Source organism: Mesorhizobium sp. B4-1-4, assembly GCF_006439395.2.
Taxonomy (GTDB): domain Bacteria; phylum Pseudomonadota; class Alphaproteobacteria; order Rhizobiales; family Rhizobiaceae; genus Mesorhizobium.
In genome coordinates, this window is the sequence record NZ_CP083950.1 from 4521767 (window position 1) to 4539743 (window position 17977).

Annotated in this window: 14 protein-coding genes; 1 reads left to right on the forward strand and 13 read right to left on the reverse strand. The window is 63.2% G+C overall.

Annotation, left to right across the window (positions count from 1 at the left end; translation table 11 throughout):
• Positions 1-434: 434 nt before the first annotated feature.
• From serA to glmM, 5 genes are all read right to left on the reverse strand, one after another.
• Positions 435-2036, reverse strand: coding sequence for a phosphoglycerate dehydrogenase (serA, locus tag FJW03_RS21750; protein WP_140760939.1), 1602 nt, complete (start codon positions 2034-2036; stop codon positions 435-437).
• A 64-nt stretch (positions 2037-2100) separates the two neighbouring features.
• Complete coding sequence (locus FJW03_RS21755; RefSeq protein WP_140760941.1) at positions 2101-3276, reverse strand: phosphoserine transaminase; 1176 nt, start codon at positions 3274-3276, stop codon at positions 2101-2103.
• Between the two features lie 201 nt (positions 3277-3477).
• Complete coding sequence (locus FJW03_RS21760) at positions 3478-4251, reverse strand: outer membrane protein (RefSeq protein ID WP_140760944.1); 774 nt, start codon at positions 4249-4251, stop codon at positions 3478-3480.
• 217 nt (positions 4252-4468) lie between these two features.
• Positions 4469-5302: an outer membrane protein gene (locus tag FJW03_RS21765; protein WP_140760946.1), complete on the reverse strand. Its 834-nt coding sequence runs from the start codon at positions 5300-5302 to the stop codon at positions 4469-4471.
• A gap of 275 nt (positions 5303-5577) precedes the next feature.
• Positions 5578-6930 carry a phosphoglucosamine mutase gene (gene glmM / locus FJW03_RS21770; protein ID WP_140760948.1) on the reverse strand — a complete coding sequence of 451 codons (1353 nt, stop codon included), beginning with the start codon at positions 6928-6930 and terminating at the stop codon, positions 5578-5580.
• A gap of 366 nt (positions 6931-7296) precedes the next feature.
• Here glmM and FJW03_RS21775 point away from each other — a divergent pair, with 366 nt between their 5' ends.
• The gene (locus FJW03_RS21775; protein ID WP_140760950.1) at positions 7297-8160 is read left to right on the forward strand and encodes a hypothetical protein; all 864 of its coding nucleotides are present in this window, start codon (positions 7297-7299) and stop codon (positions 8158-8160) included.
• A gap of 482 nt (positions 8161-8642) precedes the next feature.
• Here the strand turns inward: FJW03_RS21775 and ftsH are convergent, their stop codons facing one another.
• The 8 genes from ftsH to tolQ all read right to left on the reverse strand — a co-directional run bounded on the left by ftsH (position 8643) and on the right by tolQ (position 17831).
• Positions 8643-10571 (reverse strand): ATP-dependent zinc metalloprotease FtsH, encoded by a 1929-nt coding sequence (gene ftsH / locus FJW03_RS21780; protein WP_140608284.1) that lies wholly within the window; start codon positions 10569-10571, stop codon positions 8643-8645.
• Between the two features lie 105 nt (positions 10572-10676).
• Complete coding sequence (tilS, locus tag FJW03_RS21785) at positions 10677-12083, reverse strand: tRNA lysidine(34) synthetase TilS (protein ID WP_140760952.1); 1407 nt, start codon at positions 12081-12083, stop codon at positions 10677-10679.
• The gene (gene ybgF / locus FJW03_RS21790; protein WP_140760954.1) at positions 12083-13210 is read right to left on the reverse strand and encodes a tol-pal system protein YbgF; all 1128 of its coding nucleotides are present in this window, start codon (positions 13208-13210) and stop codon (positions 12083-12085) included. The genes tilS and ybgF overlap by 1 nt, the downstream gene beginning before the upstream one ends.
• 177 nt (positions 13211-13387) lie before the next feature.
• A complete protein-coding gene (gene pal / locus FJW03_RS21795; protein WP_140608290.1) occupies positions 13388-13894 on the reverse strand; it encodes a peptidoglycan-associated lipoprotein Pal in 507 nt (168 codons plus the stop codon).
• A 244-nt stretch (positions 13895-14138) separates the two neighbouring features.
• On the reverse strand, positions 14139-15449 hold the full coding sequence (gene tolB / locus FJW03_RS21800) for a Tol-Pal system beta propeller repeat protein TolB (protein WP_140608292.1): 1311 nt from the start codon (positions 15447-15449) through the stop codon (positions 14139-14141).
• Positions 15450-15488: 39 nt separating this feature from the next.
• The gene (locus tag FJW03_RS21805; RefSeq protein WP_140760956.1) at positions 15489-16649 is read right to left on the reverse strand and encodes a TonB family protein; all 1161 of its coding nucleotides are present in this window, start codon (positions 16647-16649) and stop codon (positions 15489-15491) included.
• 7 nt (positions 16650-16656) lie between these two features.
• The gene (tolR, locus tag FJW03_RS21810) at positions 16657-17109 is read right to left on the reverse strand and encodes a protein TolR (RefSeq protein ID WP_140608296.1); all 453 of its coding nucleotides are present in this window, start codon (positions 17107-17109) and stop codon (positions 16657-16659) included.
• A gap of 11 nt (positions 17110-17120) precedes the next feature.
• Positions 17121-17831 (reverse strand): protein TolQ, encoded by a 711-nt coding sequence (tolQ, locus tag FJW03_RS21815; protein WP_140608298.1) that lies wholly within the window; start codon positions 17829-17831, stop codon positions 17121-17123.
• Positions 17832-17977 lie beyond the last annotated feature (146 nt).

Sequence of the window (17977 nt, forward strand, 5' to 3'; positions counted from 1 at the left end):
GAAAAGGCGCCGATTCAGCCTGACAGTATTGCGATGATCCATCCAAGGCACCTTGACAGCAACGAGCGCGCACCGGAAGTTGCGCGTTAAATCATGACCAAAACCGTTAAGTTCAAGCCAGGCGGGTCGATTGATGACAGCCTGCGGAAAGAAATCCGCATCGTCAAGCAGATCACAAAATCGTTAGATTAGGCCAGGCTTTATGCTTATCGGCGCCGGCTAATATATCAGGAAGTTGAAAAGTAATCCTTGGACCAGGCGCCAAGCTCGCACGGTCAATCACGGCCCGGGAAGGACCGAACTATGCAGGAATCGGGTAAGGCAGCGTCCGCCGCGGGATGCGGTCCGCCGGCTGAAACCGAGGCTAAACGAAACGTCCCGCGTGCTTGCCCGCACACGGGACGTCTCGTGCGCCTGATTGCGACGGTGTGGGCCTAAACCGCGCTCACGTCGAACTGCAGCCGTTTGGCCGAGTCGATCGACTTGTGCGCCCGCACCTGCTCCAGCACTTTTTCCGGGAACGGCGCGTCGAGATAGAGCAGCGCGATGGCATCACCGCCCGGCCGGTTACGGCCAAGCTGGAAGTTGGCAATGTTGACGTCGTTCTCGCCGCACACGGTGCCAAGCAGGCCGATAATGCCGGGCGCATCGGCATTGGTCGTGTAGAGCATATGTTGGCCGACCTCGGCATCGAGGTTGATGCCTTTGATCTGGATGAAGCGCGGCTTGCCGTCCGAGAAGCAGGTGCCGGCGATCGAGCGCGTCATGTGCTCGGTCTTGACGGTGAGCTTGATGTAGCCGTCGAAGACGCCCGACTTGTCGCGCTTGACCTCGGCGACGATGATGCCGCGCTCCTTCACCATGATAGGCGCCGACACCATGTTGACGTCGGCGACCTGCGGCCGGATCAGGCCGGCGAGTGCGGCACTGATCAGGGCGCGTGTGTTCATCGTCGCGGTCGAGCCGTCAAACAGGATCTCGACCTCCTTGATCGGATCTTCCGTGACCTGGCCGACAAAGGCGCCGAGCACTTCGGCAAGCTTGACGAACGGCTTCAGCCGCGGCGCTTCCTCCGCCGTGATCGACGGCATGTTGATGGCGTTGGAGACGGCGCCCTTGATCAGATAGTCGGCCATCTGTTCGGCAACCTGCAGCGCGACATTTTCCTGCGCTTCCGCCGTCGAGGCGCCGAGATGCGGTGTCGCCACCACATTGTCCATGCCGAACAGGGCGTTCTGCTCCGCCGGTTCGACCTCGAACACGTCGATGCCGGCACCCGCCACCTTACCGCTCTTCAGCGCCGCGACGAGGTCGGCCTCGACGATCAGCCCGCCGCGCGCGCAGTTGATGATGCGCACGCCGTTCTTCATCTTGGCGATGGCGGCGGCATCGATGATGTTGCGCGTCTTGTCGGTCAGCGGCGTGTGCAGGGTGATGAAATCGGCGCGCGCGAAGAGCTCGTCGAGCTCGACCTTCTCGACGCCGAGCTCCTCGGCGCGCTTGTCAGACAGGAACGGGTCGAAGGCGACGACATGCATCTTCAGCCCGACGCCACGTGTGGCGACGATCGAACCGATATTGCCGCAGCCGATGACGCCCAGCGTCTTGCCGGTGATCTCGACGCCCATGAAGCGGTTCTTCTCCCATTTTCCGGCATGGGTCGAGGCGTTGGCCTCCGGAATCTGGCGCGCAAGCGCGAAGATCATCGCGACGGCATGCTCGGCTGTCGTGATCGAATTGCCGAAGGGCGTGTTCATCACGATGATACCCTTACGGCTGGCCGCCGGGATATCGACATTGTCGACGCCGATGCCGGCGCGGCCGATGACCTTGAGGTTGGTCGCGGCATTGATCAGCTTCTCGGTGACTTTGGTCGCCGAGCGGATGGCGAGACCGTCATACTGGCCGATAACTTCGAGCAGCTTTTCCTTGTCCTTGCCGAGATCGGGCAGATAGTCGACCTCGACGCCGCGATCCTTGAAGATCTGCACGGCGGTGGGAGAAAGTTTGTCGGAAACGAGAACACGGGGCGCCATGGCGGCCTCCTTGAAAATGGGATTGATCCGGGGAATGGGCGGCCCGCGGGCCGCCACCGAAATCTCAGGCAGCCGCTTTCAGCGATGCCTTCTGCGCGGCGAAGGCCCAGTCGAGCCAGGGCAGCAGCGCTTCGAGATCGGCGGTCTCGACCGTCGCGCCACACCAGATGCGCAGGCCAGGAGGCGCGTCGCGGTAGGAGCCGATGTCGTAGGCGACGCCTTCCCTGTCGAGCACCGAGACGAGAGCCTTGGCGAACGCCGCCTGCCCGTCCGCGTCAAGCGCTGCGACTTGCCGGTCGGTGAAGGACAGGCATACGGACGTGTTCGATCGCGTCGCGGGCTCAACGGCGAGATGGCCGAGCCATGCGGATTTGTCGACGAAACCGTCGAGAACCGCGGCATTGGCATCCGCCCTGGCGACCAGCGCATCCAGACCGCCGATCGACTTCGCCCATTGAAGGGCATCGAGATAGTCCTCGACGCACAGCATTGACGGCGTGTTGATGGTCTCGCCCTTGAAGATACCTTCGATCAGCTTGCCGCCCGAGGTCAGGCGGAAGATTTTCGGCAGCGGCCAGGCCGGCTTGTAGGTTTCCAGCCGCGCGACGGCGCGCGGACTGAGGATCAGCATGCCATGCGCGCCCTCGCCGCCCAGCACCTTCTGCCAGGAGAAGGTGACGACATCGAGTTTTTCGAAATCGAGCCTCTGCGCGAAAGCCGCCGAGGTGGCGTCGCAGATGGTCAACCCCTTGCGATCGGCCGCAATGAAATCACCATTCGGCACGCGCACGCCCGATGTGGTGCCATTCCAGGTGAAGACCACGTCGCGGTCGAAATCGATCTTGGACAGGTCCGGCAATTCGCCGTAGCCAGCTTCGATTTTGCGCACATCCGCGAGTTTCAGCTGCTTGACCACGTCGGTGACCCAGCCGGAGCCAAAACTCTCCCAGGCGACCATGTCGACGCCGCGCTCGCCGAGCAGCGACCACAGCGCCATCTCGACCGCGCCGGTGTCGGACGCCGGCACGATGCCGATGCGGTAGCCGGCAGGAACCTGGAGGATTTCTCGTGTCAGCTCGATCGCCTGTTCGAGCTTGGTCTTGCCGATCTTGGCACGGTGGGAACGCCCGAGCGCAGCGTTTTTAAGTGCCTCGACCGACCAGCCGGGGCGTTTTGCGCAAGGACCTGAGGAAAAATTGGGATTTGCCGGACGGAGTCCGGGCTTCGCGGGAGTCGTCATCGTGGTCTATCCTTCCAGATAGTGGCCCCTCGTTGGGGAGGGGTGGCCCACGGACGGCGATATGCGTTCAGGCTTCAGGCGTCAAGGGAAAAGTTTTTGTCGCTGCCAGGATACTGGCACTCTGCGATCAGGATGTCGTGACTTCAAACGCAAACGGCGGACCGCACGGATCCGCCGTCAAAGTCCTGATGCGTCCGGAGCCTACCAGAGGTCGTAGCGCAGCCCGAGCTTGACCTGGTGATTGCTGATCCCCTTGTGAACGGGAAAGGAGGTCAGGCTTGCTGCCGTCACATACTCGGCGCTGGGGGCGGAGAAGTACTGATAGCCCAGGTCGACGGAAACGTTCTTGGTCACCTGATAGGCAAGGCCCGCATTCAACGTATAGGCGAAGGAGTATTGGGTCTTGTTGTCGCTCTGGACGAAATCGTCGGTGGGGTCGCTATTGTTGGTGAAATAGCTCGCCGAGAGCTTGCGCGTGCTGCGCACGATGCCGACGCCGGCGCCGAGGTAAGGAGTTATCCCGACATAGGTGCCAAGATCGACATAGCCGTTGAGCATGCCCGTGAAGGCGTAATTCGTCAGGGACGCCGAAGCGACGGTCGAAGTTGCCGGCGGCGTTACGATCGCGGTATCGTCATAGCCGACGCCGATCTTGTTGCCGGGCAGATAGCCGAAATTGAGATCGGCGCGCAGATAATCGGTGAAGTGATAGCCGAAGCCGATGCTGGCAAAGACCGGATCTTCCTTGTCGTCGAAGCTGGCAGGCGTAAAGGCGAAATCCTCGTTCTTGAAGCTCTTCTGCGCCAGATACGAAACATCGCCGCGCAGATACCAGCCCGAGCCGACTTCGACCGGCACGTAATCAGGCGCCTGGTCGACATAGATCGGCGGATCGTAGTCGGCGGCGAGTGCCGGTGTCAGTGGCAAAAGGCCGAGTCCGGCAACCGCCAGCACAATACGCGATGTGAGTGTCATGATCCCGACTCCCGGATTTGGCGCCTGCAATCACGGCGGCCGCCATCGTTTCAGGGAGCATTGTTAACCATAGTGGTTAAGTCACGGTTAAGGCTAACAGAGCGTTAGCGATTTGATTTCGAACGGAAACATCTTCAAGCCACCCGGCGAAAGACCGCCCGAACGAAAACCGCCCGGCTGAGCCGGGCGGTTCGTAACCATCGGAAGCAGGTAGGTCTTACTTGGTGTAGACCGGCTCGGGTTCGGGTTGGTAGGCCACAACAGGTGCGGCGCACCCGTTGTTGCCGCCGAACTGATAGCGCAGGCCACCGCGCACTTCATGTGTGTTGATGCCACGGTCGAAGCCAGGGCCCGAGCTGGTCACGTCCCACTCGAACATGCGGCCGCCCTGGATATGCGAGAAGCGATAGCCCGCATCGAGGATGATTTTATCGGTCAGGCAGTAGGAAGCGCCGGCCATCAGCGCATAGGCGAAGCGCCAGTTCGATGCTCCGGGATTATGCTCGGTGGTGTTCGGATCGTAGACATCATCCCACTTGACGCGCGCGCCGCCGATGCCGGCGCCGACATAGGGCGTGATGCCGTGCCAGGTGCCGATATCGACATAGGCGTTGGCAAGCAGCAGCAAGGCGCTCATCTTCGATACTTCGGTTGAAGTCCCGTTGATATCCGAGGTACCGCCGTTGAAGTTCGACTTGAACCAGTAGTCGGCGGTCAGGTCCGTGCGGAAATGATCGTTGATCTTGTAGCCGACGCCGCCGCCGAGCGAGAAACCGCCCTTAAGCCTGCCATAGTCGAAACTCTTGCTGCCCGGCGTGACCGAACAGTTACAGGGGTCGACGGTGTAAGTCATATAGTCGATGCCGCGGACATCGGATTTGTGATAGTCGATATCGCCACGGATGTACCAGCCGCCGACATCGACCGGCTGCTCGTAGACCGGTGGCGGGGCCTCTTCGACCACCGGTTCTGGAAGGTCGGCCGCGAACACCGGCCAGGCCAGGCCCGCGAACAGCGCGGCAAACAAGGCCTTTCTTGCTGTATTGAACATGCTTGTCACCCCTCGGAACCCCGGAGCGCGATCGCGCCCGAATAAGATTGGCTTTCAGGCGTGGATAATGAATTGCAAAGGTTAAAAGCCGTTTAACCCTGTCGATTAACCACGAATCTCTGAAATCCGAGGGAATTCGACGAGGATTTCGACAAAGCCGGAGGCTGGTTCTCCGGCCAACGAAAAGCCCGCCGGCAGGGCGGGCTTCGATGCAAGCGGAGCGCGTGACGCACTCCGGGCGCACCGGACGCGACGTCCTTCGGGCGCGATTGGGATCAGGCGGCGCTGCGTGTTTCCGAGATCACCTCGACGATGTCGTTGACGACCGCCTCGACCAGTTGTGGATCGTCACCCTCGGCCATGACACGGATCAGCGGCTCGGTGCCGGACGGGCGGATGACCAGCCGCCCGGCCTTGCCGAGACGGTGGCGTGCATCCTCGATGACGGCCTTGACCGGGGCTTCATCGAGCGGCTTGCCGCCGGCGATGCGGACATTCTTCAGGATCTGCGGCACCGGCTCGAACTTCTTCGACAGTTCGCTGACCGGGCGGCCCTGCCGCTTGATGCAGGCCAGCACCTGCAATGCCGACACCAGGCCGTCACCGGTGGTCGAGAAATCCGACAGCACGATGTGGCCCGACTGTTCGCCGCCGACATTGAGCCCATGCGCGCGCATATGCTCCACCACATAGCGGTCGCCGACCTTGGTGCGGTGCAATTGCAGCTTCATGTCGCCCAGGAAGCGTTCGAGGCCGAGATTGGACATGACGGTCGAGACAACGCCGCCGCCGGCAAGCCGCCCGCTCTGATGCCAGGACTCCGCGATCAGCGCCATGATCTGGTCGCCATCGACGATGGCGCCGTTTTCATCGACGATGACGACGCGGTCGGCATCGCCGTCGAGCGCAATGCCGATGTCGGCGCGCACTTCATGCACTTTCTTCTGCAGTCCGGCCGAATGGGTCGAACCGCATTCCTTGTTGATGTTGAAGCCGTTGGGCTCGACATTGATGGCCACGACCTCGGCGCCGAGTTCCCACAGCGCCTCGGGCGCCACCTTGTAAGCCGCCCCATTGGCGCAATCGACGACGATCCGGAGGCCTGAAAGCGACATCGAGCGCGGCAAGGTGCGCTTGGCGAATTCGATATAACGGTCATGCACGCCATCGACACGCTTGGCGCGGCCAAGCCCGTCCGAATCGGCGAGTGCCAGTTCGATATCCTTGTCGAGCATGCTCTCGATGCGTTCTTCGATCTCGTCCGAGAGCTTGTAGCCATCGGGGCCGAACAGCTTGATGCCGTTGTCGTAATAGGGATTGTGCGAAGCCGAGATCATGACGCCGATGTCGGCGCGCAGCGACCGCACCAGCATGGCGACGGCCGGCGTCGGAATCGGGCCGAGCAGGAACACATCCATGCCGGCGGCGCAAAGCCCGGCCACCATCGCATTCTCGATCATGTAGCCGGAAAGCCTGGTGTCCTTACCCAGGACCACACGATGGCGGTGGCTGCCGCGCTGGAATGAAAGGCCGGCGGCCATGCCGACCCGCATGGCCACTTCCGCGGTCATCGGAAACTTGTTGGCGCGCCCGCGAATGCCGTCCGTTCCGAAGTAATTTCCTGCCATGCCAGTCGGTATCCCCGATTGTTCTTATCCGGCACGTCATGCCACAATTGGCCGATGCGCCATGATCACATTGTGTGATTATATGTTACGATCCTTAGAAAATCATTGTTGTGCACCGTACACAACATGGCCGCAACGCAGCATGGCGGCTCTCCGACACCGCAATATACCAGTTTTGCGAGCCATTCGGCGCAAATGCACGCGGAAAACCTTGTTTCGGGCCGGTAAGGGACAATGATTTCATCACCTTATCGGGAAAACCAGCTTCCGCCGATATATACCTCACTTGGCATCTGGCGCAACCGACCGTTGAGCGCTATTGATTTGCTGGGACGTATTAATGGGCTGCAGCAACGGAGAAACGCTATGCTCATCCACCGACTTGCCACTCTGACCGGCCTTGCCGTCGTGACGTTGTTTCTGGCCGCGCCAGCCAACGCACTGACGATGGCCGAGTGCAGCACGAAGTACAACGCCGCCAAGGATGCGGGGACACTTGCCGGGCAGACCTGGAACCAGTTCCGCAAGGCACAGTGCGGCACCGACGCCGCGGCCACCAAGACCGATGCCAAGGCCACCGACACCAAGGCAGCAGACACGAAGACCACCAAACCCGCCGCCGCGACCGCCGACAGCATGGCCAAGGGCCTGACCGCCAAGGAATGCAGCGCCAAGTACCAGGCTGCAAAGTCCGCCGGCACGCTGAACGGCATGAAGTGGAACGACTTCCGCAAGACCGAATGCGCCGCCGGAGCATCGGCTGCCGTCGACACCAAGGCGGCCACCACCAAGCCGGCCACCACCAAGCCGGCCACCACCAAGGCTGCCGCGGCTCCCGCCGCCAGCGGTGGCAAGAGCCTGACCATGGCCGAATGCAGCACCAAGTACCAGGCTGCAAAGACGGCGAATACGCTGAAGGGCACGAAGTGGAACGACTTCCGCAAGAGCGAATGCGGTGCCGGCGCATCCGATGACGAGACCGTGCCAGCTCCCAGCGAGGCAAATTACACCAAGGAACCGGCAACGCCGACTGTCGCCGCGCCGAAGGGCGTGACTTTCCCGACCGCCATCTCGCCGAAATTCGCCACCGAGACCCCGGCCAAGGGTCGCATGCACACCTGCCTTGAACAGTACTACGCCAACAAGGATGCCAAGACGCTTGGCGGCTTGAAGTGGATCCAGAAGGGTGGCGGCTTCTACAGCCTCTGCAATGCCAAGCTGAAGAGCTGATCTCGTTTCGCAACGGTTGACGAAGGCCCGCGGACCGCAAGGTTCGCGGGCTTTTTGTTGGGCTCGAGGTCAATGGGCGCTGCAAGGAAGCGCCGTCGGCGACACCGCCAATCTCACTCCTTTTGGAGGAGATGTCCGGCAGGACAGAGGGGCGCGGGGGATCGCGGCTTCAATCCCGCTTGGGTTCACCTTCGCGCAGGCGGGACCGGTGGTTCGGCGAAACCGCGATTGAGGAAGGAAAAATATGCGTGGTGGAGTCCAAAGCCCGTGGGCGCAAGGCTTTCCTTGACATACCGACGGGACAGCGCCCCTTCTGCCCTGCCGGGGCATCTCCCCTACCAAGGGGGATTGCACGTCACATCGACTTTCACAAATCGCCAACGCCGCGATGCGATTCCCGGACAGCTCTACATCTTCTCCCGCCCCAAAAGCAAAACGCCGCGGTTTGATCCGCGGCGTTTGTCGTGGGTGTTTGCTCTTCCTCAGCTTGACGGCTGCGGCTCCATGCCGCCTTCGGGCTCGGGGCCTTTCTTGCGGCGGCCGCCGGATTTCGGCACCGCCGAGCCACGGCTGGGCGGCGTGTCGTCGCCGAGGTCGCGCGCGGGCTTCTGGCCGGCGATCAGCTGCTTGATCTCGTCGCCCGACAGCGTCTCGTATTCGAGCAAGCCCTGCGCCAGCGCGATCCATTCCTTCTTCTTCTTGGTCAGCACCGACTTGGCCGTCGAATAGGCGTCGTCGATCAGGCGGCGCACTTCGGCGTCGATGATCTGCGCCGTCTCTTCCGAGATGTTCTGCGTGCGCGCCACCGAATGGCCGAGGAACACTTCCTCCTGGTTGTCGCCATAGGCGACATGGCCGAGCTTGTCGGAAAAGCCCCAGCGGGTGACCATGGCGCGCGCCAGCTTGGTCGCCTGCTCGATGTCGGAGGAGGCACCGGACGTGATGTTCTCCTTGCCGAACTTGAACTCCTCGGCGACGCGGCCGCCCATCATGATGGCGAGGCGCGAGATCATGTATTTGTAGCTCATGGAGTAGCGGTCGCCTTCCGGCAACTGCATCACCATGCCCAGCGCGCGGCCGCGCGGAATGATGGTCGCCTTGTGCAGCGGGTCCGCCGACGGCACGTTGAGCGCCAGGATGGCGTGACCCGCCTCGTGATAGGCGGTCAGCTCCTTCTCGGCCTGCGTCATGGCCGACGAGCGGCGCTCCGCGCCCATCATGATCTTGTCCTTGGCGTCCTCGAACTCGGCCATGGTGACGAGGCGCTTGTTGCGCCGCGCCGCCATCAGCGCGGATTCGTTGACGAGATTCATCAGGTCGGCGCCGGAGAAGCCTGGCGTTCCGCGGGCGACGACCTTGAGGTCGACATTGGGCGCCAGCGGCACGTTGCGCACATGCACCTTGAGGATCTTCTCGCGGCCGACGATGTCGGGGTTCGGCACCACCACCTGGCGGTCGAAACGGCCCGGACGCAGCAGCGCCGGATCGAGCACGTCGGGACGGTTGGTGGCGGCGATCAGGATGATGCTCTCGTTGGATTCGAAGCCGTCCATCTCGACCAGCAGCTGGTTCAGCGTCTGCTCGCGCTCGTCATTGCCGCCGCCGAGACCGGCGCCGCGATGGCGTCCGACCGCGTCGATTTCGTCGATGAAGATGATGCAGGGCGCATTCTTCTTGGCCTGGTCGAACATGTCGCGCACGCGGCTCGCGCCGACGCCGACGAACATCTCGACAAAATCCGAACCCGAAATGGTGAAGAACGGCACGTTGGCTTCGCCGGCGACAGAGCGGGCGAGCAGCGTCTTGCCGGTGCCGGGAGGGCCGACCAGCAGCACGCCGCGCGGAATCTTGCCGCCGAGCCGCTGGAACTTCTGCGGATCGCGCAGGAACTCGACGATCTCTTCCAGGTCTTCCTTGGCCTCGTCGACGCCGGCGACGTCCTGGAAGGTGACGCGGCCATGCGCCTCGGTCAGAAGCTTGGCCTTCGACTTGCCAAAACCCATAGCGCGGCCGGATCCGGACTGCATCTGGCGCATGAAGAATATCCAGACGCCGAGGATGAGGATCATCGGCAGCCACGAGATCAGATAGCCGAACAGCGAATTGGAGCCGTCGGTTTCAGGACGCGCATTGATGGTGACGTTCTTGTCCTGTAGCCGCGAGACCAGCGAGGGATCGCCGGGCGAGTAGGTCTGGAAGCCACTGGAATTGTCGGTGTAAGTGCCGTTGATGCGGGCACCCGCAATGGTCACCGTCTTGACCCGGCCTGCCGCGACATCCTGCAGGAATTGCGAATAAGGCACATCGCTCGAAGCCCCGCGCGTCTGCGGCGTCTGGAACAGATTGAACAGGGCAATGAGCAGGACCGCTATGATCGCCCAGAGCGCGAGGTTGCGATAGTTCGGATTCATCAATTGTCCCGTTGGCGTCCGCGGGCGGACACGCATCATGAGAGGAAACTTGGGCCTAACATAGGGAGAGCACTTCCCCTTGCCAAGCATAACAGCACGTGTGGGTTAAGCTTTCGCCCATGATCGGCCTGCACTATGGCCGGCCAATGGCGGCGCTGGAACCGGTGGCGTGCCGATCAGCAAGGCCGCGGCCCGCGCCGGCGCCAGATCGAAAGACGGCAGGAAGCGCGCAAAGGGAGCAATGACCGGCCGCGCCTCAAACCGTGGCGATACCGGCCAGTCCGGCGCCGAACCAGGATTCTCAACGGCTTGCCGCGCTGCGGGCTCGGCCGCCAACGCCGCGCGTATCAGGCTTTGCGGTGTCTCGCCCTCGCCGGTCGCCAGCCGTTTCGCCGCTGCTGCCCCAAGCGGCGCGATCAACAATGCGCCGTTGCCGTCGTGCAACGTGATCTGGCGACGGCCATCCCAGATGGCGGCGTCAAGGACGGTGGCTGCCGGCGGCAAGCCGCGCATCTCGCGGTGCAGGAAGATGCCAGCACGACGGAAATCGACGACGGTCCGCGACAATGTGGCGCAAAGAAATCCAGCCCTAAGCCGGCCGAACAACGCCTCGCTGCGGGCCTTGTCCGGCAGGAAGGCAATCCCGCCTGACGCCGCCAGGAGAATGCGCAAGGCATAGACGGCCGCACGGTCGTCGCCGGCGCACAGCAGAGCCGGATCGAGCCTGATGAGCCCCGTTGCTGGCTGGCTGGCAAAGCGAAGGATGACCTCGGCGGCGGCCAGACCAAGCTGCGTGCGGTCCAAGGCCGCCCGCGCCGCCAGTGCCAGGGCGCTATCCATGCGTTGCGCGCCGGCACCCCCGTCAAGTGCCGCGCGCAGACGCGGCCGTTCGTAGGTCTCGTCGGCATTGGTCGGATCGTCGGCCCAGCCGACATTCTGGCGCCTGAGGAAGTCGCGAAGCGCCGCGCGCCGCGTGCCCAGAAGCGGCCGCACGATCCATTCGCGCCAGTCGTGAAGGGTGGCCGGCGCCATGCCGGCAAGGCCACGGCCCTCCTCGCGGCCCGCTCCCTCTTCACGGGCCAGCCCCTCTTCGCGGGCTTCCCGCATCAGCACTGTCTCGGCCTGGTCGTCGGCGGTATGGCCGGTCACGATCAGGTCGATGCCTTCCCTTCGCGCCGCTTCCGCCAGCAGCCGGTAACGCGCTTCCCGCGCCGCGGCGGGCAGGCCGGTCGATGGCTTGCGCCCGGACCAGACGAGGGTTCGGTGGGCGATGCCGCGTTCCGCGCAAAGCTTCGCCACGGCTTGCGCCTCGGCAGCCGAACCCTGCCGCAGGCCATGGTCGACCGTCACCGCAAGCAGCCTGGCGGACGGCGCGGTTCGGTCGAGATACTGTTTGAGGAGGAGAAGCAGGGCGGTCGAGTCGCTGCCGCCGGACACGGCCGCAACGGCGCCGCTGGTAAAATCGATATGCGAAAGAAGTCTTGTCGAAAGATCAGGCTCCGGATCGAGCATCAGCAGGCAGCCAGGGCCTTCTCCTGCTTGACGCGTTCCTTGAGCGCATTCGAGATATCGGGGTAGCGCTTGCCGACTTCGCTGAAGGTGGCGCAGGCAACATCGTGCTGCTTGAGGCCAACCAGCGACACGCCGAGCTTCAACAGCATGTCGGGAGCCTTTTTGGCCTTGGGATAATCCTTGCTGGCGGCGAGGAAGACCTCGGCGGCGTCACGGTATTTCTGCTGGCCGAGCAGGGATTCACCCAGCCAGTAATGCGCGTCCGCCGTCTTGGCGTCCTTGGGGAAACGAGAGATATGGTCGCGGAACCCCTGCTCGGCGGTGCTGTAATCGCCCGACAGGATAAACTGGTAGGAATTGCGGTAGAGCTCTTCCGGATCTTTTGTCGAAGGCAGTGCGGCAACCACCGTGCCGTTGGGCTTGCCGGACTTGGCCGGAGCGTTGGGGACCGGAGCGCTGGTGGCCGGAGCGGCATCCTGCGCAGGCGCGGTCGCCTGGGTGCTGCCGCCGGCATCGACCACATTGCCGTTCTTGTCGACCGTGATGGTGCCGAAATTCTTTTCCGGCGCGCCCTTTCCAGGGATCACCTTGCCCGGGTCGCCATCGGAGGATTCGACGATGACGTCTTCGACGCTTTGGCCGCCGGACGACTGGCTGGCAGCCCGGTTGCCGGTATCGACCGGCGCCTGCGTGGCCGGTGCCTCGGCCACGCTGTTGTCGCCATTGGCGGGTGCAGCCTGCGATTTCTTCTGTCCGGCTGGCTGCCCGCCTTGCGCGCCGCCTTCGAGCTGCTGGAAGCGGAACTCGTTGTCTTCCTGCTGCTTGCGGATCTGCTCCTGCATCTGCAGAATCTGGAAATTGAGCTCTTCGATCTTGCCGTTCATCTGGCGCAGTTGGTCCTCGAGGCCGGTCGCGCCCGCGCCGTTCGACTGTTGCGCGAGCTGAACCTGGTCCTGCTGCTTCTTCTCGCCGAAGAGGCTGGGCAGTTCGATGCTGGGCAGATGGAAGGAAAAGCCGCTGTCGGTCGATTGCGCCTTGCCATCAGCCCCCAGGCCGCTAGCCAGGGCGGTGACGCCTGATAGGAGTAGCGCCGCAAGCGTGCCGCTCAGAACCGATCTCAAATGCATGTGCCTCTCGCGTGTGTCGTTAGTCTGTCCGCGCCTTCCAATCGGGGTGGGACCAGCCAAGCGCCCTCGGCTCATAGCAGGGCGCGAGACTTCGGCCAAATTTTGTTTCCGCGGCCCAGATATGAAAAAGGCGGCCTCACGGCCGCCTTTCCCAAACCGGTGTTGTATTTTTGCCGATCAGGAGCCGGCGCCGCTGAGCGTGGTGACCGCGCGGCGGTTCTGCGACCAGCAGGAGATGTCGTCGCACACCGCGACCGGACGTTCCTTGCCGTAGGAAATGGTCTTCAGGCGGCTGGCGGAAACGCCCTTGGAAACCAGGAAGTCGCGGGTGGCGGCGGCGCGGCGGGCACCGAGCGCCAGATTGTATTCGCGCGTGCCGCGTTCGTCGGCGTGACCTTCGACGACGATGGCATACTGCTTGTACTGGTTCAGCCACTGCGCCTGGCGGGCAAGCGTCGTCTGCGCGTCGGCGCGGATCGAGGACGAGTCCGTATCGAAGAAAATGCGGTCACCGATGTTGACGGTGAAGTCCTGCGCCGAGCCGGGCGTTGCGGCGCCGGCGCCGTTGAGGCCGAGGTCAGCCGCGCTGTTGGGCGTCTTCTTCGAGGCGCAACCGGCGATGGCGAGCATCGCCACAAGCGCGATCATGACGGGATTTCTGGTCAGTGCTGCGATACGGCCCATGCCGCCTCTCCTTCGCATTCGAGTGATTTCGTTGATCACCCAGTAACCACGTTTGGGTTAACCGGCATTCAAGAAACACGGTTAAAATTTGGTTTAGGCCGCCGTCCGCGACCGTTACGCCCAACGCTGAACCAGGGGCGACATTGCGCGCGGACCCTAGGCGGAAATGCGGCCAAAACGCGACCAAGGCGTGAAAAGGGGCCTTGAAGCCCCTTTTCGACAATGCAGTGTTTCTCTGTGCAACTCATTCCAGCAGCGGCGACCAGGCCGGATCGGACGCAAAGTTCGAGGTCGGGATCGGCTGCTCGTTGCGGCCGGTGAGATCGACCGAAACCAACTTCGGGCCGCCATTGGAGTCGCGGAAGAACATCAGCACGCGGCCGTTCGGCGCCCAGGTCGGCCCTTCCTGCTGGAAGCCGGAGGACAGGATGCGTTCGCCCGAACCGTCGGTCTTCATGACGCCGATCTGGAATTCGCCGCCGGTCTGCTTGGTGAAGGCGATGAGGTCGCCGCGCGGCGACCACACCGGCGTCGAGTAGACGCCGTCGCCGAAGGAGATGCGAGTCTGGCCCGACCCGTCGGCGCCCATCACATAGATCTGTGCGCGGCCGCCACGGTCGGAGGTGAACACCACCTTGCTGCCATCGGGCGAATAGGACGGCGAGGTGTCGATGGCCGTCGAATTGGTCAGCCTTGTCGTCGAGCGGCTGCGCAGATCCATGGCGAAGATGTTGGAATTGCCGTCGTCGCGCAGCAGGCTCATGATCACCTTCTGGCCGTCGGGCGAGAAGCGCGGCGCGAAGGTCATGCCGGGGAAGTTGCCGACCAGTTCGCGCTGCCCGGTCTCGATCTGCAGGAGATAGACCCGCGGCTGGCCGCTTTCATAGGACATGTAGGTGATTTCCTGCCGGTTCGGCGAGAAGCGCGGCGTCAGCACGATCGACCTGCCGTCCGAGAGGTAGCGCACGTTGGCGCCGTCCTGATCCATGATGGCAAGCCGTTTCTTGCGTGCGTTCTTGGCGCCGGACTCGTCGATGAACACCACACGCGTGTCGAAATAGCCCTTCTCGCCGGTCAGCCGCTCATAGATGGCGTCGGCGATGATGTGGGCGACGCGCCGCTGATTGGCATCGTTGGCGAAGAACTGCTCGCCGGCCATCTGCTGGCCGGCGAAGGTGTCCCACAGCCGATACTGGGCGCGGATCCGGCCATCGGCCTCCTTGCTGACGCTGCCGGTGACCAGCGCCTGCGCGTTGATTACCTTCCAGTCGTCGAAGCGGGGGGCCGCGTCCGGGTTGGAAATCTTCTCGATGAAGGCGCTCTTGTCGATCGGTGCGAACAGGCCCGAGCGCTTCAGGTCAGCGGTGACGATCTGGGAAATCTGGGCGCCAAGCGCATCGCCGCCCTGGAAATCCGTGACGGCGATCGGCAGCGGCTCGACATTGCCCTTGTTGACATTGAGCTCGACGAGCGCCCATGCCGGCATGGGAACGACAGCCGTCATGCCCAGCGCCATCGCTGCAATCGTCAGGAGCGGCTTGAGGAAAGATCTCATATCTTCTCGCTTCTCTTCTTGACTGTGTGGACGCCGGGCCTAGAGGCCGAGCATTTCCCTTGGGTCGAAGGTGACCCTGATGTCTGACCAGATGTCTTGTTTGCCGGCGGGCACCTGCAGGCCGGCCATGTCGCATTTCTGAACCGCGCGCACCGCGCTTTCGTCGAACTGCCGGTTGCCGCTCGATTTCTCGACGGCAGGACGGCCATTGAGCTTGCCGGAGGTGTCCAGATTGAAACGGACGACGACGACGAAATTCTCCGAACCTTCCAGCCCGGCCGGCAAGGTCCAGCAGCCACCCAACTGACTTTCCAAGGCGCCCTGCTCCGACTTCGACAGCTTCTGACCCTGATCCTTGTCGCCGCCGAGCGAAGCCTGCTGGGTCGAGCGCTTGGCGCCGCCGCCGGAGGGCTTCTGCTTGTCCAGCAGGGCCGAGATTTCATTGGCGTTGAACTGCTTGTCGTCGGACTTCGGCTTGGATGACGCTTCCTTGACCGGCTTTTCGGCATCCTTGCGTTCTGGCGCCTTGGCGCTTTCGGCCTGGGCCGGCTGCGGTTGCGGCTTTGGTCGCGCCTGCGGCGCGGGCGCGGAGTCCGGAAGCTGGGCGTCGTCGGGCTGGTCCTTGGCGATCGCCTGGGCGACGGCATCAGGCTTGACCGCGGGCGTCGGCTCGATGGCCGCGGTCTTGTCCGGCGGCGGCGTCGGGGTCGGCTCCTTGGCAGGCGTCGGCTTGGGCTCCGTCTGCTTGACGGGCTCGGGCTTCACCTCTTCCTTGGGCTGCGGCGCCGGCGCCACTTCCGTCGCCGGTATCGGCTTGGGCTTCTCCTGCGGCTTCGGCACATCCTCCGGCTTGGGCTTTTCGGTCGGAGTCGGGGCGGGCGGCGGAGCCGAGGTCATGTCGACGGGCTTCGGCTTGGCTTCGGGCGTTATCGGCTTGTCGGTATCGACGCTGTTTTCGCCGACCTTCTGCGCGTTCGGCACGATGTCCGGACGCTGCGTCGGCAGCGGCGCCGGCTTTTCATGCATCACGGCCTTCTTGTCGCCCTGCAAGGTCTGCGCGATGGCCTCCATCGGCACGATATCGACCGCGACCGACTCGACGTCCGCCGACGGAAGCGCGGCTGGTGCCGACAGCGTGAACAGGCCGAAGGCCAGCACCGCGGCATGCAAGATCACCGATGTGGTGAGGCCGGTCCTCATCGCGCGTCTATTGGTCCTGTTCCTGCAATGAAACCAGGCCCATGTTCTTGTAGCCGGCCGCATTGATGCGGGCCATGACCTTCATGGCGGTGCCATAGTCCGTCGACTTGTCGCCGCGGATGAAGATGCGCTCATCATAGCCGGTCTTGGAGATCGCCTGCAGCTTGGCCACCAGATCGTCCATCGGGATTTCGGTATTCTGAAGGTAGATCTTGCCCGCGGCATCGATCGAGACGGTGATCGGCTGCGTGTCGGCATTCATCGCCTTGGCCTGCGTGTCCGGCAGGTCGACCGGCACGCCGACCGTCAGCATCGGCGCCGCGACCATGAAGATGATCAGCAGCACCAGCATGACGTCGACCATCGGCGTGACGTTGATCTCCGACATCAGCCCATGGTGACGGCCGCGCCGCCGGTGGCCGCGCCCGCCGCGCCCTGCCATGCCTACCGACATACCCATCTTTTTGCTCCTCAGGCCTTCGGCGCGACTTTTTCATCGATTTGGCGCGAGAGTATGGCGGAGAACTCGTCGGAGAACCCTTCCATGCGCACCGCGAGCTTGCTCGCATCCGATGACAGCTTGTTGTAGGCGATGACGGCCGGAATGGCGGCGAGCAGACCGATGGCCGTCGCCAGCAGCGCCTCGGCGATGCCGGGCGCGACCACCGCAAGGCTGGTGTTCTTGGAACCGGCGATCGCCTGGAACGAGGTCATGATGCCGATGACCGTGCCGAACAGGCCGATGAACGGGGCGGCCGAGCCGGTGGTGGCGAGAAAGCCAAGGCGCCCCTCGAGCTTCTCCATCTCGCGGGTCAGCGCCAGATCCATCGCCTTGTCGATGCGGGTCTGCAGGCCGAGCGGCGACTTGGCGCCTTTCTCGAAGCTCTTTTTCCATTCGCGCATCGCCGCGACGAAAATCGCGCCCATGCCTGACGTCTTGCGGTCGGCAAGCGTGCGGTAGAGCTCTTCCAGTGATTGCCCCGACCAGAAGATCTGCTCGAAGCGGTTCAGCGCCAGCCGCATGCGGCCATAGGCAACCAGCTTGTCGACGATGATCGCCCAGGTCCAGACCGAGGCGCAGAGCAGCCCGATCATGACCAGCTTGACCACCCAGCTGGCCTGCATGAACAGCGCCCAAATCGACAATTGCGCGCCCGGTTCGGCGAGTGCGATATTTTCCATCGTAACGTCCTTAAGATTTTCCGGGCGAAGCTGCCGGCTGGCCCCTGGCATCCCTTGTGATCGGTTCGCACGAAGCTACCGGACACCCCAAACCGTGCCTTTCCCGGCCTTTTCGGGGCAAATATTGGTGAAAGGAAGGCGCTGGA